Below are 24,881 nucleotides of genomic sequence, written 5' to 3'. Positions count from 1 at the left end.
TTTTTAGATATGTCGTGTCTCATTTGCGTAAATGGCGATTTTAGCCCCGCCCAAAGGGCCCAATCGCTGATGGCGACCTACCAGGCTAAGCATTCCCGGCGGTGGGCCTTCCAGGAGGAATTGGCAAGTTTTGGGTTTCACTATCAAAAGAAACGGAAGTAGGAGATGCAATGATGTTGGATAAGCAAGCGATTTACCAATTACTCCAGCAAAAGGGCTATTGGCACGAAATTACCGAACACGCCGCCGTCTTTGATATGGCCAGTCTGGCCGACCTGAATTTGCCCTATCCGGACCAGGATGCCAAGAACCTCTTTGTTCGGGATGACAAACACCGCCATTACTACCTGCTGACGGTCAAGGGCGCAAAGCGCGTTGACCTCAAGGCTTTTGCGCGGGCGCAAGGTTTGCGGCGGTTAAGTTTTGCTTCGCCTGCTGATTTACAGCGCTTATTGGGGGTACAGCCGGGGGCCGTGACGCCGTTGGGGCTGTTGAATGCGCCGGGCGGCCCGGTTGATTACTATCTCGACGTTGAGTTGACCGAGCCGCCGGCCTTCTTGGGTGTCCACCCCAACGATAATACGGCGACGGTGTGGTTAAAGAGCCAGGACCTGTTGGCGTGGTTGACGGACCATGGTGTGCAGTGTCAGGTTGTAACGATGCCGAGCTAGCCTGACTGCGAGTAGCTTCTTAGCAGAACATGAAGCGGGATTGATTGTCCCTTCCGTTAGCAGACGCGGTAAGGTTGCCGCGGGTTGAAAAAATATGGGTTGACGGTTCCAAGCGGAGCCGTTTTTGTTTTGCTATGGCATCCTGTCATCATAAATCTTATAATAGAAACAAGAGATGAATTCAATTTAGGAAACGGGGGGATTGCTGATGAGGACCAAGTATTATCAAATTCCGGCGGCGGAAGTGATCAAGCAGTTGGACACGACGCCGCAAGGACTGACGACCAGCGAGGCTCAACGCCGTTTGCAAGCGCAAGGACCCAACACTCTGCCGGCTGGCAAGCAGCTGTCATTGGCCCAAAAATTTCTTGCCCAGTTTAAGGATCTGATGATCTTGATTCTGTTGGTCGCAGCCGGCGTGGCGGCCCTGGCGGGCGAGGGCCCCGATGCGCTGATCATCTTAGTGGTGGTGATCTTGAATGCGGTCTTTGGGGTCTTTCAAGAGACGAAGGCGGAAAACGCGATTGCGGCGTTGCAAAAGCTGAGTACGCCGACGACCAACGTTTGGCGTGATGGGCAGGTTACCCAGCTGTCGAGCAAAGAATTGGTGGTCGGCGACGTGATCTTGTTGGAAGCGGGCGATATCCTTCCGGCCGACGTCCGCTTTTTGACGACTCACAACCTCAAGGTCGAAGAGGCCGCCCTGACTGGTGAATCCGTGGCGGTTGATAAGCACCCTGCCGCGCTGGGCGCTGATGCCAGTGTGCTGGGCGATCAGCACAACATGGGCTTTATGAACACCAATGTAACGGCGGGGACGGCAACTGGGATCGTGGTCGCCACCGGCGTGAACACGGAAGTTGGTAAAATTGCCAGCCTGCTGAACAATGCCAAACCAACGGTGACGCCACTCCAAAAAAGCATTACCCACTTGAGCAAGGTTTTGTCGGGCTTAGTGTTGGCAATTGCGGTGGCGATCTTTGCAATTGGCATGGGAACCGGGCGGGAGAGTTTGTTAGACATGCTGCTGACGGCAATTTCCCTGGCGGTGGCGGCAATTCCGGAAGGCTTGCCCGCGATTGTGACGATCACCTTGGCCCTAGGGACTCAGACGATGGTCAAGCGCAATGCCTTGATCCGCAAGCTGCCAGCGGTAGAAACCCTGGGGGCGACCGAGATCATTGCCTCGGATAAGACCGGGACGCTGACTAAAAATCAGATGACCGTCGAGCAAGTGATGGTCAATGGGACCCTGCAGGCGGCCGCCGCGTTTGACCCGGCTACCAGTGCCCCACTGCAAAAGGCGATGATCCTGGCCAACGACGCCCAACTCGGGGCCGATCACACCCTGCTGGGGGACCCGACCGAAACGGCCTTATGGCAGTTTTGGGTGGATCAAGACGTTGATCTGGCCGCTGTTCGGGCGACCTTCCCCCGGCTCGATTCGCTGCCCTTTGATTCGGAGCGGAAGTTGATGTCGGTGTTGGTAGAAGATGATGCTCAGCCGACTCTCTACACTAAGGGAGCGGTCGATGAACTGCTGGCCCGGGTCGACCGGATCTTGGATCACGGCCAGGTGCGGCCAATTACCGCAGCGGACCAAAAGCAGATCCTTGCCTTTAACGATCAGCTGGCCAAGCAGGCCCTACGGGTGCTGGCCTACGCCTACCGGCCAATGGCAGCCATCGCAGCGGACCTGACCAGCCAAACCGGTGAACAGCACTTGATCTTTATCGGCTTGACCGGGATGATCGACCCGCCACGTCCGGAAGTTAAGGCGGCGATTGCCGAAGCTAAGCAGGCAGGGATTCGGCCGCTGATGATCACGGGGGATCACAAGGTGACGGCCCAAACAATTGCCCAGCGCCTGGGGATTTTGACGCCCGGCGATGAAGATGGCGCGATTACTGGGGCAGAATTAAACCAGCTCAGCGATGAGGAATTGCGGGCCACCGTCGCTAAGTACCACGTCTACGCCCGGGTGGCGCCGGAACACAAAGTCCGGATCGTCAAGGCCTGGCAGGCCCACAATAAGGTGGTGGCAATGACCGGGGACGGGGTCAATGATGCGCCGGCCCTCAAGGCAGCCGACATCGGCGTGGGGATGGGGATCACCGGGACGGAAGTTTCCAAGAACGCCGCTGACGTGGTGCTGGCTGATGACAACTTTGCGACAATTATCGCAGCGGTGCGGGAAGGACGAAAGGTCTTTGCCAACATCCAAAAGGCAATTCAGTACCTGCTATCAGCTAACCTCGGTGAGGTCTTGACCCTCTTTGTCATGACGATCATGAACTGGTCGATTTTGCTGCCGGTTCAAATTTTATGGATCAATCTGGTAACCGATACTTTCCCAGCGATTGCCCTAGGGGTCGAGCCAGCTGAAGGGGACGTGATGAAGCAAGCGCCCCGCGGCTTGCACGCCAGCTTCTTGTCTAACGGCACCGGGGTCAATATCATCTACCAGGGCCTCTTGGAAGGGGCATTGACCTTAGGCGTCTACTGGTGCGGGCTGACCTTCCCAATTCACGCTAACAGTGCCCTGGCCCACGCTGATGCCTTGACGATGGCCTACATTACGTTAGGTCTGATTCAATTGGTTCACGCCTTTAACTGCAAATCGCTGCATGGAACGGTCTTTACCCGCACGAGCCTGGCCAACCGGGCCTTCAATGGGGCGATTGTTGTTTCAGCCTTGGCTCTGATCGCCACGGTGGCCGTGCCACAGCTGAACGGAATTTTCCACACGACGCACCTGGATGGCCACCAGTGGGCGATCGTCGCTTGCGCCGGGCTGTTGATGGTTGCGGTGGTCGAAGGGGTGAAGGTGGTCCAACGGCGTTGGCCAGCCCCTAGCCGGCGGAAAACGCAGGCCTAAGCAGTTCGTTACCGGGGGCAAACAGCGGTTATTGGCAGAAGATGATTAAACAGCAACGGTTGCCAGTTTGGCAGCCGTTTTTGCTTTTCCAATATGTATTTGGCCAACAAAAAAGGGCCCCTGAAAGGAGGCCCGGACCAGCTGGTGTTTGGTTCACGACGCCAAACTGCACACTGGTGTAATTATCTTGTTACTCATATTCTAGCACGTAAAAAAACATGTACAATAGCTACGCACACTTTAAGCCGGGAGTCACGACCCGGACTTGTGTAGGAAGGAGGTACCTTCCATGTTTCATGGGTGTGTTGTTATCTTGTTCGTGCCTAGTGGGCTCGTTAAGTGGCTTTTGAAGTGAGTGGTGAAAGCCCTGCCGAAATAGTACCACAATCAAAAAGCAATGCTTCAGCGCTCGTAGTTAGGTAGCTGCGATGCGCTGTTTCTCATGGTCATCACGCTGCGGCGGGGTGGCTTTTTTTGCTACTATGTTGTCCGTAGATTGTCCGCACTTTTGTTGTAAAATCCTGTTTTTACCTGTGCAAACAAAAACAGGAATGTTGAGCTACCGGCGTTTTAACCACCGTTCAACATTCCTGAAAGCTTTAAAAATGGAGATGAGGGGAGTCGAACCCCTGTCCGAGCATATCGCCATCCTAACCTCTACGCTCATAGATCAACTATTTGAATTTAACCTGCCAAAGCGCCGCTAATCAAGGCTAACATGGCAGGCGAGCTGGGAAGATCTCTTTTGCTGACCACCAGCTGAGGCCACCAACGTAAGTCCACTGCTAATGAAACCCGGTACCGCACCATGGACGAGCCCGGCCGGATTTACGCATGCTTACCGGTTAGGCAGCGTATGCGTAGGATTGTGAATTATTGTTTGCAGTTATAATTTAAAAACTGAGCGTTTTAACAAGCGCCACCTTCAAACGCAATTAGAACTCGACCTATACCCGTCGAATCCAAAAAACATCCCCAAAATTAGGTTACAAACAGTATACAGAAGTTTAAGCTTTATTTCAACTTTTTGGAATTCACTAAAAAATCACGGTTTCCTGGTTATAATAGATGCAAATTTACTAACGGAGGAAATTATTCATGAAAATTCTGATGATTGAAGACAACCAATCCGTCTGCGAAATGATGGGGATGTTCTTTAAAAAGGAGAAGTGGGAGGCGGAATTTGCCTACGATGGCGAAGCCGCCGTTGAAGTATACGAAAAGGACCACGAAACGATCGATATCGTCCTCTTGGACTTGAACCTGCCGAAAAAAGACGGGATGCAAGTGGCGGCCGACATCCGGCGGGTTTCCCCGACGGTGCCGATTATTATGCTGACGGCCCGTGATTCCGAATCCGACCAAGTGCTGGGCTTGGAAATGGGGGCGGACGATTACGTTACCAAGCCCTTCTCACCGATTACGCTGATTGCGCGGATCAAGGCCCTTTACCGGCGGGCTCAACTGGGGCAAATCACCCAACGGGCCTCGAAGGTTACCAGCGATTTTGACGTCCAAACCGCTCACTTTAAGATGAACGTCAAGACCCGGGAAGCCTTCTTAAACGATAAGCAGATTCACGACCTGACGCCGAAGGAATTTGACCTGTTGAAGGCCCTGGCTTCCAAACCCAAGCAGGTCTTTACCCGGGAACAATTACTCCAATTAGTCTGGAACTATGAATTTTACGGGGATGAACGAACGGTCGATGCGCATATCAAGAAGTTGCGCCAAAAGATGGAAAAGGTTGGCCCCAAGGTGATCCAAACGGTGTGGGGCGTGGGTTACAAGTTTGATGATTCTGATATCGAGGGTTAACCGATGCGCTTAGTATGGCGACAAATGTTGGGGATCCTGGTGGTCGTGGTGGTCTTGTGTACCACGTTGACGATTTCGTTTGTCGGGATCACCAACCGGACGGTGTACTTGAATACGTGGCGGCAACTGTCGCAAAATGCGGACAGTTTGATCAATGATGATGAAATCATTTTTAACAAAAAGACCGGGCAGATTGTCGGGATCGAAAAGAGCCAGGTCGACTCCAAGGCCCGGATGCTGATCCGTCAGCACGTGAAGTTTGCCATTTATGATGGCAAGCACGCCTTGCGCTACACTAACGAGCCTGATTATATTCCGACCATCAGCGCAAAAGAGTGGCAAACGATTAAAACGGGGCAAGCCATTCAAAAGCGGGCGAATGTGGCTAAGACTACTAAAAAAGTGACCATCAAGCAAACGACGCCCCATTCGTCCAAGGATGAGAAGCTCGTGGCTCCGCCCGAGATGACAACGGTCATCAAACCCTACTTTTACAAGGGAAAGCTAGTCGCGGCCGTAGCCATTGGCACCTTTACTTCGACGATGCGTGAAAATATGAATCAAATCATCAATGACTTGTTGATCTCCTTTTTAATTGCGGTGTTAGTCGCTTTGGTGATCTCCTTCTTTGTTTCGCGCTCCTTGACCCGGCGGATTGACGCTATGAACAAAGCGACCCGCCAGGTGGCCCGCGGGGACTACAATATTCACCTCGAAAACCGGCAAAAAGATGAACTGGACGAACTCAGCCATAATTTTAACGTGATGGCCCGTTCGCTGCAGGAATCCCAAGAGGAAATCAAGGAACAAGAGGAGCGGCGCCAGCAGTTTCTGGCGAATGCCGCCCACGAGATGCGGACCCCCTTAACTACCATTAACGGGATTTTAGAGGGCTTGGCTTACGACGTGATCCCCGAAGACGAAAAGAAGCATAGCATTGAACTGATGCAGCGCGATACCAAGCGCTTGATCCGCTTGGTCAACGACAACTTAAACTACGAAAAGATCCGGACCAACCAGATTTCTTTGAATCGCAAGGTCTTTGACGCGGGGGCAGTCATTACCAACCTCCGCGATCAACTGACCAAAAAAGCCGCAGCTAAGGACAACCAGTTGGTGGTGACCGCGCCGCCAGAGCTGCGGGTCTACGCGGATTACGACCGCTTTGTCCAGATCCTGTTCAACATTATTCAAAATGCGATTCAGTTTACCGACCATGGGACAATTACGATCGGCGGCCGCTTGGTGTCGCATGGGACCGAGTTTACCGTCCAAGATACCGGGATTGGGATGACCGACGAGCAGGTCGCCCACATCTGGGAACGCTTCTATAAAGCTGATCGGTCGCGGATGAGCACCAAGTATGGGGAGTCGGGGATCGGCATGGCAATCGTTCATCAATTAGTGAAGCTCCACGGTGGGAAAATCCGCGTGACATCGCGCTTAAACCACGGCACGACCTTCACCTTATTCTTCCCGGACCGGCAATCGGCGCCCCACACCGGGGTGAAGAAAAACCATGAAAATGGGAATGAAAGCGATAAATGATTTGCAATCGATTGACACTTCCGGTAAAATGATAAACGTTTTCAAAAAGCACTGATTGGTAACAACCGGCGCTTTTTAATTTCAAAACGATGAAACCGGTTGCGACCGGTTTTAGCCAGACGTCCCGCACCGGGACAAGAGAGAATTGATTTTTTATAGGAGAGTTTTTTACATGGCTTATTTAATTGCATTGATTCCAGCGTTAGGCTGGGGGTTCATGCCAATCATTACCGGTAAGATTGGTGGTTCATCGGCAAACCAAACCTTTGGGATTGGGGCCGGCGCGTCAATTGTCGGCATCATTGCCTTTTTGATCATGCGGCCGCAGGTGTCGTTAGCGGCCTTCCTCTTTTCGTTAGTTTGTGGGGCCCTGTGGTCAACCGCCCAAGTGGGCCAATTCGTTTCCTTTAAGCGGATGGGGGTTTCTAACACGATTCCGCTCTCGACGGTCTTCCAACTGGTTGGGAACTCAATCATTGGGGTCTTGTTCCTGGGCCAATGGTCGGGGGTCAAGGCTCTGATCATTGGCTTCATCGCCTTGATCATCGTGGTGATCGGGGCTTTGATGACCTCGGTTTCCGATGGGCAATCAGAGAAGAAAGTAACTACAGCGAACTTTTTATTCTTGCTGATGACGACGGTCGGGTACTGGATTTATTCGACGTTCCCGAACTTGCCGTTGGTTAAGAGCCAAGATCCGGTCGGGGTCTTCCTGCCAGAAGTGCTCGGGATCTTCATCGGGGCTTCGTTGTACGCGACGATTGCCACGAAGGGGGCCAACTGGAAGCAAAAGGAAAACTACCTCAACATTCTTGGGGGCCTGTCCTGGGGGATTGCGGCCTTTGCCTACATCTTTGCGGCCCGCGAACTGGGGAGCAACACGGCCTTCATCTTTACCCAATTAAACGTGATTATTGCCACTTTCGGGGGGATTTTGCTGTTGCATGAACACAAGAGTGCCCACGAAATGAAGTTTACGGTCGCCGGGATTGCCCTGATCGTGATCGGGAGCATTTGCACGATCTTTGCTTAATTTGATGATTAATCAAGTCAGGTTGCGGGGCGACCTGACTTTTTTGTTTTGATTTTTTTTGAAGTTTTTTGAAGTTAGGAGTAGTCAAAAGCGCTGCTCGCCCAGTATTTTGCGTGAATTTACGAACAAGCGCTATCTAACGAGAAGCAACTTGTAAGCGGTTTCTAAAATAAGAAGTGGAATTAACAGTTTGAGAGGGGGATTTCAATGGATTCCACAGCACCGAAGCCGCGCTGGAAGCTTAAGATGCCTGGCGCCTTCACCATTTTATTCTTTCTGACGGTGATTGCGGTGATGCTGACCTGGGTAGTTCCGGCCGGGAGCTATTCCAAGCTGCAATACACTAATAATCATCTTCAAGTTACTTCGCCAACCGGGAGCAAGGAAACGTTGCCGGCAACGCAAAAGACCCTGGATAAGTTGAACGTCAAAATTGACATCAATCAGTTTACGTCCGGGGCAATTGCCAAGCCCGTTTCGATCCCGAATACCTACCAACGCCTTAAGCAGCACCCTGCTAGCTTGTATAGTGTCTTCACCAGTATGGTCGAGGGGACAATGCAAGCTGTTGATATTATGATCTTTATTTTTGTTTTGGGGGGCTTGATTGGGGTCGTTAAGGAATCAGGCTCCTTTGAAGCGGGGCTGATGGCCCTAACCAAAAAGACGAAGGGGCGCGAATTTGCCCTGGTCTTCTTAGTGGCTATCCTGCTGATGCTTGGGGGAACCCTGTGTGGAATTGAAGAAGAAGCGGTGGCCTTCTACCCCATCCTGGTTCCCGTGTTCTTAGCGATGGGCTACGACTCCATCGTCTGTGTCGGGGCAATTTTCCTGGCCAGTTCGGTGGGGACGACCTTTTCGACGATCAACCCGTTCTCCGTCGTGATTGCTTCCAACGCCGCGGGGACCAACTTTACCCAAGGTTTGCTCGGCCGGGTGATCGGGCTGGGCGTGGCAGCGGTTTTCGTGACCTTGTACTTGCATTGGTATGCCCGCAAGGTTCAAGCCGATCCGACCTTCTCTTACACCTACGAAGACCATGAAGCCTTTGATGCGATGTGGTCAATGGAAAGCGATGCCGTTTCGCCAGCCTTTGACTGGAAAAAGAAAATTACTTTGACCCTGTTTGCCGTCGCCTTCCCGATGATGATTTGGGGCGTGATGGCGAAGGGATGGGGCTTCCCGAACATGGCGGCCTCCTTCTTGACGATTGCCATTATCATCATCTTCTTGAATTGCTTTGGCAAAAACGGTCTGGGCGAAAAGCGGGTCGTGGATGCCTTTACCAATGGTTCTGCCAGTCTGGTCGGGGTTTCGATGATCATCGGGTTGGCCCGTGGGATCAATCTGGTCTTAAACAACGGCTACATTTCCGACACGATCCTTTACCAATCAACGAAACTGGTCGAACACATGTCAGGTTCGCTCTTCATCATTGTGATGATGCTGATCTTCTTTGTCCTGGGCTTCATCGTGCCATCCTCATCCGGGCTGGCCGTTTTAGCCATGCCGATCATGGCCCCGCTGGCCGACACGGTCGAAATTCCACGTTACATCGTGGTCACGGCCTACCAACTCGGGCAGTACGCAATGCTCTTCTTGGCACCGACCGGGTTAGTGATGGCCACCCTGCAAATGCTTGATATGAAGTACTCCCACTGGGTCCGCTTCGTGTGGCCGGTCGTGGTCTTCGTCCTCGTCTTTGGGGCGATGCTGTTAGTCGGCGAAGTCTGGCTCGCCTAATTGAGCCAACAGCTGGTTGCGACCGGCTGTTTTTTTATTTCCCGGGAAATTTCTGCTGCAACCAGCCAATTTGTTTTAGGAAAGCACGTTCGCGTGCTACACTAGATAAAGCAAAGCATATTGATGTGAAAATGGGGGATTGATGCCATGATTTATCGTCAAGCGGACCAGCAGTTTGACCTGGTCGCCGACTACCAGCCAACCGGGGATCAGCCCGAAGCAATTGCCACTTTGACCAAGGGAGTTGAAGCCGGGCGCAAGGCCCAAATTCTGTTGGGGGCGACCGGGACCGGGAAGACCTTCACGATTTCCAATGTGATTAAAAACGTCAATAAACCCACGTTGATCTTGTCGCACAACAAGACCTTGGCGGGACAATTATACGGGGAAATGAAAAAGTTCTTCCCCCACAATGCGGTGGAATACTTTGTTTCTTACTATGATTACTACCAACCGGAAGCCTACGTCCCGTCCAGTGATACTTACATTGAAAAGGACGCCTCGATTAACGATGAAATTGACCAACTGCGCCACTCGGCGACGTCTTCGCTGTTGGAACGCAACGATGTGATCGTGGTGGCTTCCGTCTCCAGCATCTTTGGGCTGGGGTCACCGGCTGAATACCAAAATCACGTCGTCTCCCTGCGGGTTGGACAGGAAATCAGCCGCGACCGCCTGCTGCGTGAATTGGTGACGATTCAATTTGACCGCAACGACATTGATTTTCAGCGCGGCCGGTTCCGGGTTCGGGGTGACGTGGTGGAAATCTTCCCGGCTTCGCGGGAGGAAAAGGCCCTGCGGGTCGAATTTTTTGGTGACGAGATCGACCGGATTCGGGAAGTCGATGCCTTGACTGGGGAAGTGATCGGTGATTTGGAGCACGTTTCGATCTTCCCGGCGACCCACTTCTTGACCAGTGAGGAAATCATGGACGTCGCTCTGCCAGAAATCGAAGCGGATATGAATACCCAGGTGGCCAAGTTCGAAAAGGCCGGTAAGCTCTTGGAAGCCCAACGCCTCAAACAACGGACCACTTATGATATTGAAATGATGCGCGAGATGGGCTACACCAACGGGATCGAAAATTATTCCCGCTACATGGACCGCCGGCAACCGGGCGAGCCGCCGTATACCCTTCTGGACTTCTTCCCCAAGGATTTCTTATTGGTCGTCGACGAATCCCACCAGACAATGCCGCAGGTGCGGGGGATGTACAATGGGGACAAGGCCCGCAAGCAGCAGCTGATCGACTACGGTTTTCGCCTGCCCTCGGCCCTGGATAACCGGCCGTTGACCCTGGGGGAATTTGAATCGCACGTTCACCAGGTCATTTACATGTCCGCCACGCCGGGCCCGTACGAAGAAGCCCAAACCGACCAGGTGGTACAACAAATCATCCGGCCGACCGGGCTGTTGGATCCAACGGTTGAAGTCCGGCCGATCATGGGGCAAATTGACGACCTGGTCGGGGAGATCAACCAGCGGATTGAAAAGCACGAACGGGTGCTGGTGACGACCTTAACCAAGAAGATGTCCGAGGACTTGTCGGATTACCTCAAGGACCTCGGCCTGAAGGTCAAATATCTTCACTCTGACATTAAGACCCTGGAGCGGACCCAGATTATCCGCGACTTGCGCTTGGGCAAGTTTGACGTCTTGGTGGGGATCAATTTGCTGCGGGAAGGGCTGGATATTCCCGAAGTTTCCCTGGTGGCGATCTTGGATGCCGATAAGGAAGGCTTTTTGCGTAATGAACGCTCCTTGATCCAAACCATCGGGCGGGCTGCCCGAAACGCCCACGGGGCGGTAATCATGTACGCCGATACGATTACCGATTCGATGCAAAAAGCCATTGATGAGACCAAGCGGCGGCGGACAATCCAAGAAGCTTATAACCAAAAGCATGGGATCACCCCTAAGACGATCATTAAGCCCATTCAAGAGGCGATTTCCGCGGTCAAGAAGGTGGAAGACACCGAAGCCGATCAGTCGGCTGAATTTACCGCCCAAGACTTCGGCCGCTTAACGGCCGAAGCCCAAGCCCAAATGCTGGCGGAACTGACTGAGCAGATGCGCGCGGCGGCCAAGCGCTTGGACTTTGAACAAGCGGCGACCCTGCGGGATACGATTATGGAATTAACGGCACAACAGAAAGGACAGGGACAAACCAACCGTGGCAAACACTAACAACAAAATTGTGATTAAAGGGGCCCGGGCCCACAACCTCAAAAACATTGATGTAACCATTCCGAAGAATAAACTGGTCGTAATTACGGGTTTATCGGGGTCGGGCAAGAGCTCCTTGGCCTTTGATACCCTATACGCGGAAGGCCAGCGCCGCTACGTGGAAAGTCTGTCGGCTTACGCCCGGCAGTTCCTCGGTCAAATGGACAAGCCGGATGTTGATTCGATCGATGGCTTGTCGCCGGCCATTTCGATCGACCAGAAGACGACGTCGCACAACCCGCGCTCGACGGTCGGGACGGTCACTGAAATCAATGACTTCTTACGGCTGTTGTGGGCCCGGGTCGGCACCCCCATCTGCCCGAACGATCACATTCCGATTTCCAGTCAGTCCCCGGAACAGATGGTCAACCGGATCCTGGAACTGCCCGAACGAAGCAAGCTGCAAATTTTGGCCCCGGTGGTGCGCGATAAGAAGGGGACCCAAAAGAAGGTCTTTGAACAGATCAAAAAAGACGGTTTCGTCCGGGTCCAAGTCGATGGTGAGACCTACGACATTGAAGAAGCGCCCGAATTGGATAAAAACAAGCAGCACCAGATCAACGTCGTCGTCGATCGGATCGTGGTCAAGGACGGGATTCGTTCGCGCCTGTTTGATTCCTTGGAAGCGGCCTTGCGGTTGAGTGGCGGCTACGTCACCGTGGATGTGATTGGGGAAGCGCCGCTCTTCTTTTCTGAACAGTATGCCTGCCCAATCTGTGGGTTTACAGTTGGCGAATTGGAACCGCGCCTCTTCTCCTTTAATGCGCCGATTGGGGCGTGTCCAGCCTGCGAAGGTTTGGGATTGAAGCTGGAAGTTGACGAAGATCTGGTGATCCCTGACCGGACCAAAACGTTGGCCCAGGGCGCTTTGGAACCGTGGAACCCGATTTCTTCCAAGTACTACCCAGAAATGCTGGCCCAATTCTGTGCGTCAGCCGGGATTGACCTGGATACCCCGTTTGACCAGCTGCCCGCGGCCCAACAAAAGCAATTGCTGTATGGCAATGGGGATACGACCTTCCACTTCCACTACGAGAATGACTTTGGTGGTGTCCGGGACGTCGACGTGCCCTTTGAAGGGGTGGTCAACAACGTCAGCCGCCGTTACCGGGAGACCAATTCCGACTTTACTCGCGAACAGATGCGCAAGTACATGACCGAATTGCCGTGCCCGACCTGCCACGGCTACCGCTTAAATGAACGGGCCCTGGCAGTCAAGATCAATGACCGCAACGTCGGGGAGGTCAGCGACCTGCCGATCAGCCAGGAACTGGCTTTCTTTAGCAACCTGAACTTGACGCCGGCCCAACAAGAAATTGCCCGGCCGATCTTAAAGGAGATCATCGACCGGCTCAGCTTTATGCAAAACGTCGGGGTTGACTATTTAACTCTCTCCCGAGCGGCCCGGACCCTGTCGGGGGGTGAAGCCCAGCGGATCCGGCTGGCCACCCAGATCGGGTCGAATCTGTCCGGGGTGATGTACGTCTTGGATGAACCATCGATTGGGTTGCACCAACGCGATAATGACCGCTTGATTGCCTCCTTAAAAAAGATGCGTGACCTGGGCAATACCTTGATTGTGGTCGAACACGACGAGGATACGATGCGGGCGGCCGATTACATCATTGACATTGGCCCCGGGGCCGGGGAAAAGGGGGGCCAGGTCATGGCCGCCGGTACTCCCAAGCAGATTATGCGCTCGCGCAAGTCCTTGACCGGGCAATATTTAGCCGGAAAGCAACAGATTCCAGTCCCCGCCACCCGGCGGCCGGGCAACGGCCACTTCATTACGGTGACCGGGGCGAAGGAAAATAACCTCAAGGATTTAACGGTCCAATTCCCCCTGGGCGACTTTATCTGTGTGACCGGGGTTTCCGGGTCCGGGAAATCGACGTTGGTCAACCAAATTCTCAAGCGGATTTTAGCCCAAAAGCTGAATCATAATTCGGCCAAACCGGGACGCTACCAAACGGTCAGCGGCATTGAAAATATTGAAAAGGTCATCGATATTGACCAATCACCGATCGGCCGGACGCCGCGTTCGAACCCGGCGACCTATACCGGGGTCTTTGATGACATCCGCGACCTCTTTGCCCAAACCAACGCCGCCAAGGTGCGGGGCTATTCCAAGGGGCGCTTTAGCTTCAACGTTAAGGGCGGCCGTTGTGAAGCCTGCCACGGGGATGGGATTATTAAGATCGAAATGAATTTTCTCCCCGACGTTTACGTCCCGTGTGAAGTCTGCCACGGGACCCGCTACAATTCTGAAACCCTGGAAGTCGAGTACAAGGGCAAAAACATTGCCGATGTCTTAGAGATGACGGTCAGTGAAGCGCTCGACTTCTTTAGTGCGATTCCGAAGATTCGGCGGAAATTGCAAACGATCGAAGACGTTGGCCTGGGCTATGTGCACCTGGGGCAACCGGCGACAACCCTGTCGGGGGGTGAAGCCCAACGGATGAAGCTGGCCAGTGAATTGCACCGCCAATCCCACGGCAAGAGCTTCTATATTTTGGACGAACCGACGACCGGGCTGCACATGGCCGACATCAAACGGTTGTTGGCGGTGCTGCAACGGTTGGTGGACGCCGGTAACACCGTCTTAGTCATTGAACACGACCTCGACGTGGTCAAGTCGGCCGATTACCTGATCGACCTCGGCCCAGAAGGGGGCGAGGCTGGGGGCCAAATCGTGGCCACTGGGACCCCGGAGGCCGTGGCCCAAGTGCCGGGCTCGTACACCGGCCAATACCTCAAGCAGATGTTGGCGCGCGATGCCGCCCGGGCCAAGCAAGCGTAGTTAGTTTTTAAGCTGGGAAGTCGCCCGTGTGGCGGTGACCTGGCTTTTTTATTTGTTTCCCATGAACCGCCGGTAACCGTATTCAAACGGTGGCGAAACAACTATAATGGGGACAAGCAGAACAGCAGGAGGAAAAAGCAATGAAAACAATCACGATGCCGGGTGTTGGTGGGGGGATTTCTCAAGTCGCCCTCGGGATTATGCGGATGGGCAACCTGGCCCAGCCTAAGTGTGATCAGGCGCTGCAAGCCGCGTTGGCCAGCGGGATCAACTTTTTTGATGCGGCCGACATTTACGGGCGTGATCCCGAATTGGGCCGCGGGTCGTCCGAAGTCCACTTCGGGCAAGCCTTACGCCACGTAGGGGTTGACCGGGAGCAAATCTGGTTGCAGTCCAAGGGGGGCATTTTTGCCGATTAATTTGACCACCTGACCCGCTATGAGGCCAGCCAGCAGCACCTGATCGCGGCGGTCGAAGGAAGTTTGCGCCGTTTGCAGGTGGACTACCTGGACTTTTTCTTGATTCATCGCTTGGATCCCTTAGTGGAACCGACCCAGGTGGCGGCGGCCTTTGATGTCCTGCAGACCAGCGGCAAGGTACGCCACTTCGGGGTGTCGAATTGCAACCCCCACCAAATCGAGCTGTTGCAAGCGGCGATCGACCAACCCCTGTTGGTTGATCAGCTCCAGTTTGGCCTTGGCCATACCCAAATGATTGATGATGGACTCAACGTCAATACCGAACTGGCGGCGACCACGGATGGCCTCTTGGAATACTTGCGGACCAAGCAGTTGACTTTGCAGACCTGGTCACCCTTCCAGTACAGGACCTTTGCCGGGACTTTCATCGATACGCCAGCCTTTGGGCCCTTGAACGAAGTCCTCGCCCGCTTAGCGGCCAAGTATCAGGTTACGAAGAATGCAATCGCCCTGGCCTGGATTTTGCGCTTGCCGATGCCGGCTCAGGTTTTGATTGGGACGATGACGCCGGCCCACATCACGGCCAGTGCCGCCGGCAGTGAAGTCACCTTGACCCGGCAAGAATGGTACGACCTCTACTTGGCGGCCGGCCACCGGCTGCCGTAGAAAAAAAGGCCGGGTAAGTTGAAAATCCGTGAAATGACACGCCCGGTATGCTATGATATTCAAGTGTGTTTTTGAGCAGGCGAAGTAAGGAGTGGGATGATGGAACAGCAATTTGAAGTCGTGGTGATCACGGGGATGAGTGGGGCTGGCAAGACGGTCGCCGTCCATGCCTTTGAAGATCAGAATTACTTTGTGATTGACAATATTTTGCCCAGCTTGGCTTCGCAATTTATCAAGGTCATCAAGGCCTCTGGTGAATTTACCAAAATGGCGATGGTGATGGACGCCCGGGCCAAGAGCTTTTATACCCAGATTTTACCGTGTCTGGCGAAATTGCGGGCCCTGCCCGATTTGAACGTGAAGGTCTTATTTTTGGACGCGGATGACGTCAAATTGGTCTCGCGGTATAAAGAAACGCGGCGGGCCCACCCCTTGGCCGAACACGATGGGGTTTTGGCCGGCATTCAACGGGAGCGGCAGTTAATGGCCGAACTGGTCAGTGAAGCGGACGTCAAGATTGACACCACTGCCCTGACCCCGCGCAAGCTCAGTCTCCGGATTGCCGAGTATTTTGGGAACGGGAGTGGGCAGACGCCGTTTTACGTCCAGGTGGAATCGTTTGGGTTCAAGTATGGTCTGCCCTTGGACGCCGATATTGTTATGGACGTCCGCTTTTTGCCCAACCCGTATTATTTGCCGGAGTTAAAGCATTTAACCGGTAATGATCAACCGGTGCAAGACTACGTAATGCAATTTGACCAAGCCCAGCAATTTTTTCAACACCTCCTGGCCTTGATCAAGGGGGCCTTACCCGGCTATATCCAAGAAGGCAAGTCCAGCTTAACGATTGCGATTGGCTGTACCGGGGGCCAGCACCGCTCGGTGACGATTGCCAACCGTTTGTATCAAGCATTGCAAGCAGCGGGCTACAATACTTACCTGGATCACCGGGACGTAGCCAAAGCCAAGTAAATTTTTAGAAGGAATTGATATTCATGAGACATCGACCCAAAGTGGTGGTGATCGGTGGCGGGACCGGGCTGCCAGTCATTTTGCGCGGCTTGCGCGACCAAGATATTGAAATTACGGCGGTGGTAACGGTCGCCGACGACGGGGGGTCTTCCGGGATCCTGCGCAACTACGTCAACGTGGTGCCACCAGGTGACATTCGCAATGCCTTGGTGGCCTTGACGAACTTGCCAAAGTTGGAACGGGATATTTTTCAGTACCGCTTTGACAGTTCCGACCAGTTCTTGGCCGGCCATGCCATCGGCAATCTGATTATTACGGCCCTAGCGGAAATGAAGGGGGACATCTACCAAGCCGTGCAGGAATTGGCCGAGATGATGGACATTCGCGGGCACATCTATCCGGTGACCAACGAGCCGTTAACCTTAAACGCCGAGTTTACCGACGGGACGACCTTAAGCGGAGAATCGGAAATTACGGCGGCCCATAAGCAAATCCAGCGGGTCTGGGTGACGCCCACCAACAATGCTGACCAACACGAACCAGCGGCAATGCACGCGGTGATTGAAGCCATCCACGATGCCGACCAAATTGTCCTCGGCCCCGGAAGTTTGTTTACCAGTATTTTGCCGAACCTGGTGATCAAAAACGTCGGGCAAGCCGTTCGCGAATCCAAGGCGGAAGTGGTCTATATCTGCAATATTATGACCCAAAAGGGGGAGACCGATCACTTTACCGATGCGGATCACGTCCGGGTGATCAATGCGCACTTAGGTGAGCATTTCATCGACACGGTTTTGGTCAACATCCAACCGGTCCCCGAAGACTACATTAACTTTCAGGCGTGGAATGAAATCTCCGAGCCCGTTCAGCACGACTTTACTGGGTTGCGCGCGCAGGGCTGCCGGGTGATTTCAGCCAATTTCTTGCGTCTGCGGGACAATGGGGCCTTCCATGACCGGGATAAAGTCGTCGCGGAGCTGATGAACCGGCTCCATGACGTCCACTAAAATTTAGCAATTGGGCTGGAGCAGTTTGCTTCCATCTTGTTCCCAGCGGCGGGGAATTTGCCAGCCCGAAGGAGGATAAAAAATGTCGTACGCCAGTGAAGTTAAAAAGGAATTAACCGGGATCAAGGTCCACGCCGATAATGCCAAGGCGGAACTGATGGCTTTGATCCGGATGAATGGGTCCCTGGGGATCGCCAACCAGCAAATGGTCCTGTCGGTGCAAACAGAAAGTCCGGCGATTGCCCGGCGGATCTACTCCCTGTTGAAGGAATTTTTTGCCGTGGAATCGGAAATCGTCGTCCGGCGCAAGATGAAACTGAAAAAGAATAATACCTACGTGGTGCGCTTGCGCTACCGGGTCCAAGAAATTTTGGGCACCCTCGGGATTTTGGATGGCTTTAAGATTATGGAACGGGTGCCGACCGGAATGTTAAAAAACGACCTGATGGTCCAATCCTATTTGCGGGGGGCCTTTTTGGCCGGTGGCTCGGTCAACAACCCGGAAACGTCACGCTACCACTTGGAAATCTATTCTTTGTACGAAGAACACAATGAAATGATTGCCAAGTTGATCAATCAGTTTGGGCTCAACGCCCGGACGACCAGCCGGCGCAGTGGTTACATCGTTTACTTAAAAGAAGCCGAAAAGATTGCCAACTTCTTGCAATTGATCGGAGCGACTTCTTCGATGCTGGAATTTGAAAACATCCGGATCGTGCGCGATATGCGCAATTCGGTCAACCGGCTGGTCAATTGCGAAAATGCCAACATGGATAAGGTTGCCACGGCATCCAACAAGCAAGTCGAAAATATTCGCCTGATTGAAGCCCGGGTCGGCTTAAGCAGTTTGCCCGCCAAGTTGCAAGACATTGCCCGGGCCCGGCTGGCCCACCAAGAGGTCAGCTTAAAAGAGCTGGGCAATTTGGTGCCGGGCGGTCCGATCTCTAAATCGGGGGTCAACCACCGTTTGCGCAAGCTGAATGCCTATGCCGAAAAATTACGTGCCAAAGCTTGATCACAAGGTACGTTTTGGTAGCGTTACCACTAGCTCAACCACGCGCTTGTTCCCGATTGACGGGGGCTGGCGCGTTTGTACTTTTTTCACAAAATCTGGTGAATTCGGGGTGAAAAACTGTACTTTTTGAGCAAGCGTGTTAAAATAATACTCGTACATTAATTATTTGTTTTCCTAAAAGGAGGAACTTACAGTATGACTGTTAAGATTGGTATTAACGGTTTCGGCCGGATCGGTCGTTTGGCTTTCCGTCGGATTCACGAATTGAACTCTTCCGACATCGAAGTTGTTGCCATCAACGACTTGACGACTCCTTCCATGTTGGCTTACTTGCTGAAGTACGACTCTACGCACGGCAAGTTCCCAGGTGAAGTTTCTGCTTACGACGAAGGGATCATCGTTGACGGCAAGAAGTACCCAGTTTACGCTGAACGCGACGCTAAGAACATTCCTTGGGTTAAGAACGACGGCGTTGACTTCGTTCTGGAATGTACTGGTTTCTACACTTCAGCTGAAAAGTCCCAAGCACACTTGGATGCCGGTGCTAAGCGGGTTCTGATCTCTGCCCCAGCTGGTAACATCCCAACGGTTGTGCCAGGGGTTAACCTGGACACGCTGAAGGCAGAAGACAAGATCGTTTCTGCAGGTTCCTGCACGACGTCTTGCTTGGCCCCAATGGCTTACTTCCTGAACAAGGACTTCGGTCTGAAGGTTGGGACGATGACGACGGTTCACGCCTTCACTTCTACGCAAGCAATCTTGGATGGCCCTCGTGGCAAGAAGATGCGTAACAACCGGACTGCTTCTACCAACACGATTCCTCACTCTTCTGGGGCTGCTAAGGCTATCGGTCTGGTAATCCCTGAATTGAACGGTAAGCTGTCTGGTCACGCCCAACGGGTTGGTGTGGTTGACGGTTCCTTGACTGAATTGGTTTCCATCCTGGACAAGAAGACCACGGTTGAAGAAATCAATGCCGCAATGAAGAAGGCAACCGAAGGCAACGAAGCTTACGGTTACACTGAAGACCCAATCGTATCTTCAGACATCATCGGCTCCACGTTTGGTTCTGTCTTTGACCCATCCCAAACGGAAATCATGGAAGCCGAAGACGGTACGCAATTAGTTAAGACGGTTGCTTGGTACGACAACGAATACGGGTTCACTTCCAACATGATCCGGACCCTGATTCACTTCGCTACCCTGTAATGGTTGGCTAAGGGCAAATTTTTTAAGGTGGGAGGAGGCGACTCCGCCCACCTTTTTTGAAAAAGAGAGGAGTTAGCAAGTTTATGGCTAAATTAACCGTAGCAGATCTTCAATTAGAAGGTAAAAAGGTATTAATGCGTGTCGACTTCAACGTGCCGGTTAAAGACGGGGTCGTTGGGGATGACAACCGGATCGTGGCAGCTTTGCCAACGATCAAGTACGTCTTGGACCACAAGGGGAAGGCAATTCTCTTCTCCCACCTGGGCCGGATCAAGAAGGAAGAAGACAAGCCCGGCCTGTCGATGCGGCCAGTCGCTGAAAAGCTGTCCAACCTGCTTAACAAGCCGGTAACCTTTGTGCCGGTAACCCGTGGGGCACAACTGGAAGAAGCCATTGACCAAATGCAAGACGGTGATGTTTTGGTTGTGCAAAACACCCGTTACGAAGACGTAATTGACGGTGAATACGTTAAGCATGAATCCGGCAATGACCCTGAATTGGGCAAGTACTGGGCTTCCTTAGGGGATGTCTTTGTTAACGATGCCTTTGGGACGGCCCACCGTAAGCACGCTTCCAACGTGGGGATTGCCACGAACATGCCAGGCAAGGCCGCGGCTGGGTTCTTGATGGAAAAGGAAATCAAGTTCTTGGGTGACGCTGTGGACAACCCGGTTCACCCCTTCGTTGCTATCCTCGGGGGTGCCAAGGTTTCTGACAAGATCGGCGTGATCACCAACCTGTTAGCCAAGGCGGACAAGATCATCGTTGGTGGGGGGATGGCCTACACCTTCAAAGCCGCTAAGGGCGAAAAGGTGGGGAACTCCCTGGTTGAACAAGACAAGATCGACTTGGCCAAGGACTTGCTGGCGAAGGCCGACGGCAAGTTGGTCCTGCCAGTTGACGACGTGGTAGCCGACAAGTTTGCCAACGATGCCAACAGCAAGGTCGTTGAAGGCGATATTGAAGACGGCTGGATGGGCTTAGACATTGGTCCAAAGTCCGTTGAACTCTTCAAGAACACCCTGGCCGACGCGAAGACGGTCGTTTGGAACGGGCCAATGGGCGTCTTTGAAATGCCAAACTTTGCCAAGGGGACGCTGGAAGTTGGGAAGTTCCTCGGGACCTTGTCTGATGCCACGACGATCGTGGGTGGGGGTGACTCCACGGCGGCCGCTAAGCAACTCGGGATTGCCGACAAGCTGACGCACATCTCCACTGGTGGTGGGGCTTCCTTGACTTACCTGGAAGGCCAACCATTACCAGGGATCGTGGCTTTATCTGAAAAGTAATCTTTTTATAATACGAGGCGCTCTTGAAAGAGCGTCTCTTTTTTGTTTGCGATCAAACCGGACGTTTATGATAAAATAGATCAAAACGTTGGCAAATAGCCGAAGAAGGGAGCGGTTGAATGCGCAAGCCGTTAATTGTTGGCAATTGGAAGATGTACAAGACGATCACCGAGGCGGTGGCCTACGTTGATCGAATCAAGGCGCAGTTGCCACCGGCCGACCAGGTGGAGGTGGAACTGGCGGTGCCGACCCTGTTTTTGCAATCGCTGGTGGAACGCACCCGGGGGACCAATCTTAAGATTGCGGCGGAAAATTGCTTTTACCAAGATGAGGGGGCTTTTACCGGGGAGACCAGTCCCGTGGCCCTGCGTGAATTGGGTATTAAGCACGTCATCCTTGGTCACTCGGAGCGGCGCCGGCTCTTTTACGAAAGTGATGCCGTCGTCAACCAAAAAGTGCACGCCGCCCTGCAAGCTGGGATCTGCCCCTTGCTGTGCGTGGATGAAACGATGAAGCGCCAGGTTCAAGGCGACCGGGTCCAGTGGGTGGTCAGCCAGGTCCTGACCGGCCTGGCGGGCGTGACCGCAGCCCAATTGTCCCGGGTGACCTTGGCCTACGAACCCAGTTGGGCGATCGGGGCCGGCAAGGCGGCTGCGACCCCGAGCGAAGCGAACGAAGGGTGTTATTTGATTCGCCAGACCCTGGCCAGACTGTATGGTGAATCAGCGGCCGCTCGGGTCCGGATCCTCTATGGCGGCAGTGTCAACCAGACCAATCTACCGGCGCTCTTGGCCCAGTCCGATATCGATGGGGTCTTGATTGGCCGGGCCAGCCTGGATCCGGCAGTCTTTTTACAAATGGTGGCGGTGGCCCAGCAAATTACGGATGGAAATGACGAAGGGAGTTCGAAATGATTACGCGTGCCTTAGTGGGGGATGCTTACACCCCCGTAAATGCGACGGAAGTTGCCTACTTACCCCAAGCCTTGATTGAAATTGATGCCAGCGGCCGGATTGACCGGGTGACCCCGGCGACTGATCCGACCTATGCGGCTCGGCTGAAAGCAGCGGAGGTCCAGCACTTGGTTGAACATTTGCCAGCCGACCAAGTGATTTGGCCCGGCTTTGTTGATCTGCACGTCCACGCGCCCCAATGGCCTCAAGCTGGCTTGGCCCTGGACAAACCGTTGGCAGCCTGGCTGAATGATTACACCTTCCCCTTGGAAGCTAAGTATGATGATCTGGCCTTTGCCAAACGGGTTTATCACGAACTGGTCCATGAATTGTTAAGTCAGGGGACGACGACGGTCCTCTTCTTTGGCACGATTCACACCGCCGCTAACCTGGAGCTGGCCCGCCAATGTATGCAGCAAGGCTTGCGGGCGGCGATTGGCCGGGTGGCCATGGATAATCCCGACCAGACGCCGGACTACTACCGCGATGCTTCGGCTGGCGAAGCGGTGGCGGCGACCGAACGCTTTATCCACCAACTCAAAGCGCTCGGGGCGGAAAATCCCCTGGCCCCGCTGCCGGTGATTACCCCGCGCTTCGTGCCGTCCTGCAGCGATGAAGTCTTGGCCGGCTTAGGCCGCCTGGCGCACCAGTATGATCTGCTGATCCAAACCCACGTCAGTGAAAGCAACTGGGAGCATCAGTACGCCATCGATCGCTTTGGGATGCACGACGCGGCTGTCTTGGACCACTTTGGCCTGTTGACGGAAAAGGCGGTCTTAGCCCACGGGACCCAATTGGCCCCAAAAGACCAGGCCTTGCTGCGCGAGCGGGGGAGTGCCTTGGCCCACTGCCCGATTTCCAACGCCTACTTTGGTAATGGGGTACTGCCGGTGCAGGAATTACTGGCGGCGGGCAATCAAGTGGGACTTGGAACCGATATTTCTGGCGGTTATTCCCCGAGTCTGTACGATAATCTGCGCCACGCCGTTGCCCTTTCCCAGGTGCGCAACGACGGGGTGACTACTCAGGATGCCGGGGCCGTGGGGTCGCGCATCAGTATGACGACGGCCTTTTACTTGGCCACGCTCGGCGGGGCCCGGGCCTTGCACTTGCCAGTCGGGCAGGTGCAAGCGGGGTGCTTGGCCGATCTGCAGGTGGTCAGCGACAGGTTTACCCGGCCGGCCGAAAGCCCGCAGGACCGGTTTGAACGCTTAATGTATCAGACTACGGCCCGGGAATTGCGCCAGGTGATCGTGCATGGTGAAACGGTGATTGACCACGCCGGGTAGAAAAAAGCGGGACCAGAGCACAGCTGCTTTGGCCCCGCTTTAGCGGTTAATGACGAAAAATTTGCTTGAAGTTGCGCCACCAGCGCCCCTTGACTTGGTGGTTGGCGACGGGTTGGGTGACCTCTACGCAGCCCAGGTAGGCGCCTTGGTCATCGTGCAGGGCGTAAAAGGCGATGTTGACCGGCTGGCCGTGGTGGGTAATCAAGAGCGAAATTGACTGCCGCTCCCCGTGGTGCATCTGGTCCAAGACCGCCTGGACCCGGGCCTTAGAATGGCTGGGGTGGACGGCTAAGACGTGCTTGCCCAGGTCGGCTTCGGTCCGGGTAAAGAGGCGGTGGTCGTTCATTGAGGACCAGCGGATGATGTCGTCTTGGTCAAGCAAGTCAAATTCGACTGGAATGGTTTGAAAAATTGCGCTGAGCTGTGCCAGGGTCAGTTGGCCCCCGGGCAAGTGAATGGTTTCCATGCAAGTAAGCCTCGTTTCGTTAATGTTAAGGTAATAATAACGATGTGCTCCCGGCAATCTTCAAGAAACGTCAAAATTGATGCTCGATCAATCGCTTGATAAGATTGAAGGGGAAGAATGTGACAGATGATGCCGAAAAGTCGGATGGAAGTGTTTAGTGATGGGGTGTTGGCGATTGTGATCACGATCATGGTCTTGGAGCTGCACGAACCCACCGGGGCTAGCTTTGCGGCCTTAAAGCAGGTCGCGCCGACCTTTGTCGCCTACCTGCTCAGTTACGCTTACGTCGGAATCTACTGGAATAATTACCACCACCTGGTGGCTGCGCTCAAGCAAGCCTCGGGGGAAATTTTGTGGGCCAACCTCTTTTGGATCTTTTGGATGTCCTTGATGCCTTGGGCGACCCAGTGGCTGGGCAGCCATTTATTTGCGACGGCGCCGACCGTGGTTTATGGGGGCGTGCTGTTGATGTGTTCGCTCTCATATTACCTTTTGCAGACCGCCGTCTTGCGCCAAGCCGGTCGGGACTCGGCGTTGGTGGCCTTGTTTGGGCGCGATTTAAAGGGCAAGCTCAGCGTGGCCACGTACCTCTTGGCCACCTTGAGAGGCTTTGGCTGGCTGGCCGTTAGCTACTTGCTGTTGACCATCATGGCGGTGGTTTGGTTGATCCCCGATACCCGGATTGAACGTTTTTACCAACAACGGGCCACGCAGGGATCTGTGAAGTAAGCGCCGTAAAAAAAGTTGCGAAAATTGCGGCGATCAGATCAACGATGGTAGCGGTTCCGCCAAAACGGGTGGGCAATCCTACTTGTTTTAAGCTGAACAAAATAATACAATGGACAATGTAAGTAAAAATACTATGCAAACCATTCCAGA

General features: G+C 53.7%; 17 protein-coding genes, 1 other RNA gene and 1 pseudogene. 17 read left to right on the top strand and 2 right to left on the bottom strand.

The features are described from left to right. Positions 1-173 precede the first annotated feature (173 nt). The gene (locus tag BN54_RS05125; protein WP_019206091.1) at positions 174-671 is read left to right on the top strand and encodes a prolyl-tRNA synthetase associated domain-containing protein; all 498 of its coding nucleotides are present in this window, start codon (positions 174-176) and stop codon (positions 669-671) included. A gap of 208 nt (positions 672-879) precedes the next feature. Then, positions 880-3,549: a cation-translocating P-type ATPase gene (locus tag BN54_RS05120; protein ID WP_019206090.1), complete on the top strand. Its 2,670-nt coding sequence runs from the start codon at positions 880-882 to the stop codon at positions 3,547-3,549. Between the two features lie 603 nt (positions 3,550-4,152). Here the strand turns inward: BN54_RS05120 and ssrA are convergent. Next, positions 4,153-4,526: a transfer-messenger RNA gene (ssrA, locus tag BN54_RS10040) on the bottom strand. Positions 4,527-4,647: 121 nt separating this feature from the next. Between ssrA and BN54_RS05115 the strand changes: the two genes are divergently transcribed. The 14 genes and pseudogenes from BN54_RS05115 (at position 4,648) to guaD (ending at position 23,536) form a co-directional block, all read left to right on the top strand. Then, positions 4,648-5,367: a winged helix-turn-helix domain-containing protein gene (locus tag BN54_RS05115; RefSeq protein WP_019206089.1), complete on the top strand. Its 720-nt coding sequence runs from the start codon at positions 4,648-4,650 to the stop codon at positions 5,365-5,367. 3 nt (positions 5,368-5,370) lie between these two features. Beyond that, positions 5,371-6,915 carry an ATP-binding protein gene (locus tag BN54_RS05110; RefSeq protein ID WP_019206088.1) on the top strand — a complete coding sequence of 515 codons (1,545 nt, stop codon included), beginning with the start codon at positions 5,371-5,373 and terminating at the stop codon, positions 6,913-6,915. A gap of 172 nt (positions 6,916-7,087) precedes the next feature. Further along, on the top strand, positions 7,088-7,948 hold the full coding sequence (locus tag BN54_RS05105) for a GRP family sugar transporter (protein ID WP_019206087.1): 861 nt from the start codon (positions 7,088-7,090) through the stop codon (positions 7,946-7,948). Positions 7,949-8,155: 207 nt separating this feature from the next. Continuing rightward, positions 8,156-9,691 carry a YfcC family protein gene (locus tag BN54_RS05100; RefSeq protein WP_019206086.1) on the top strand — a complete coding sequence of 512 codons (1,536 nt, stop codon included), beginning with the start codon at positions 8,156-8,158 and terminating at the stop codon, positions 9,689-9,691. Positions 9,692-9,838: 147 nt separating this feature from the next. Next, complete coding sequence (gene uvrB, locus BN54_RS05095) at positions 9,839-11,878, top strand: excinuclease ABC subunit UvrB (RefSeq protein WP_019206085.1); 2,040 nt, start codon at positions 9,839-9,841, stop codon at positions 11,876-11,878. Next, positions 11,865-14,717 carry an excinuclease ABC subunit UvrA gene (gene uvrA, locus BN54_RS05090; RefSeq protein ID WP_019206084.1) on the top strand — a complete coding sequence of 951 codons (2,853 nt, stop codon included), beginning with the start codon at positions 11,865-11,867 and terminating at the stop codon, positions 14,715-14,717. Before uvrB ends, uvrA begins: the two co-directional genes overlap by 14 nt. Before the next feature lie 140 nt (positions 14,718-14,857). Then, positions 14,858-15,802: pseudogene (locus BN54_RS05085) on the top strand (aldo/keto reductase). A gap of 99 nt (positions 15,803-15,901) precedes the next feature. After that, on the top strand, positions 15,902-16,774 hold the full coding sequence (gene rapZ / locus BN54_RS05080) for an RNase adapter RapZ (RefSeq protein ID WP_019206081.1): 873 nt from the start codon (positions 15,902-15,904) through the stop codon (positions 16,772-16,774). Between the two features lie 23 nt (positions 16,775-16,797). Beyond that, complete coding sequence (locus BN54_RS05075; protein ID WP_040469741.1) at positions 16,798-17,781, top strand: gluconeogenesis factor YvcK family protein; 984 nt, start codon at positions 16,798-16,800, stop codon at positions 17,779-17,781. Between the two features lie 82 nt (positions 17,782-17,863). Continuing rightward, on the top strand, positions 17,864-18,796 hold the full coding sequence (gene whiA / locus BN54_RS05070; protein WP_019206079.1) for a DNA-binding protein WhiA: 933 nt from the start codon (positions 17,864-17,866) through the stop codon (positions 18,794-18,796). Positions 18,797-18,991: 195 nt separating this feature from the next. After that, positions 18,992-20,005 carry a type I glyceraldehyde-3-phosphate dehydrogenase gene (gene gap / locus BN54_RS05065; protein WP_019206078.1) on the top strand — a complete coding sequence of 338 codons (1,014 nt, stop codon included), beginning with the start codon at positions 18,992-18,994 and terminating at the stop codon, positions 20,003-20,005. Between the two features lie 83 nt (positions 20,006-20,088). Next, positions 20,089-21,294: a phosphoglycerate kinase gene (locus tag BN54_RS05060; RefSeq protein WP_019206077.1), complete on the top strand. Its 1,206-nt coding sequence runs from the start codon at positions 20,089-20,091 to the stop codon at positions 21,292-21,294. Positions 21,295-21,413: 119 nt separating this feature from the next. Continuing rightward, positions 21,414-22,208 carry a triose-phosphate isomerase gene (gene tpiA, locus BN54_RS05055; protein WP_019206076.1) on the top strand — a complete coding sequence of 265 codons (795 nt, stop codon included), beginning with the start codon at positions 21,414-21,416 and terminating at the stop codon, positions 22,206-22,208. Beyond that, complete coding sequence (gene guaD, locus BN54_RS05050; protein WP_019206075.1) at positions 22,205-23,536, top strand: guanine deaminase; 1,332 nt, start codon at positions 22,205-22,207, stop codon at positions 23,534-23,536. The genes tpiA and guaD overlap by 4 nt, the downstream gene beginning before the upstream one ends. A gap of 46 nt (positions 23,537-23,582) precedes the next feature. On the opposite strand, the gene BN54_RS05045 is transcribed toward guaD, so the two are convergent. Further along, complete coding sequence (locus BN54_RS05045; RefSeq protein WP_019206074.1) at positions 23,583-24,002, bottom strand: PAS domain-containing protein; 420 nt, start codon at positions 24,000-24,002, stop codon at positions 23,583-23,585. Between the two features lie 126 nt (positions 24,003-24,128). Between BN54_RS05045 and BN54_RS05040 the strand changes: the two genes are divergently transcribed. Further along, on the top strand, positions 24,129-24,731 hold the full coding sequence (locus tag BN54_RS05040; protein WP_019206073.1) for a TMEM175 family protein: 603 nt from the start codon (positions 24,129-24,131) through the stop codon (positions 24,729-24,731). Positions 24,732-24,881 lie beyond the last annotated feature (150 nt).

The organism is Limosilactobacillus ingluviei str. Autruche 4, from assembly GCF_000312405.1.
Classification (GTDB): domain Bacteria; phylum Bacillota; class Bacilli; order Lactobacillales; family Lactobacillaceae; genus Limosilactobacillus; species Limosilactobacillus ingluviei.
This window is presented reverse-complemented; position numbering and strand designations above follow the sequence as displayed.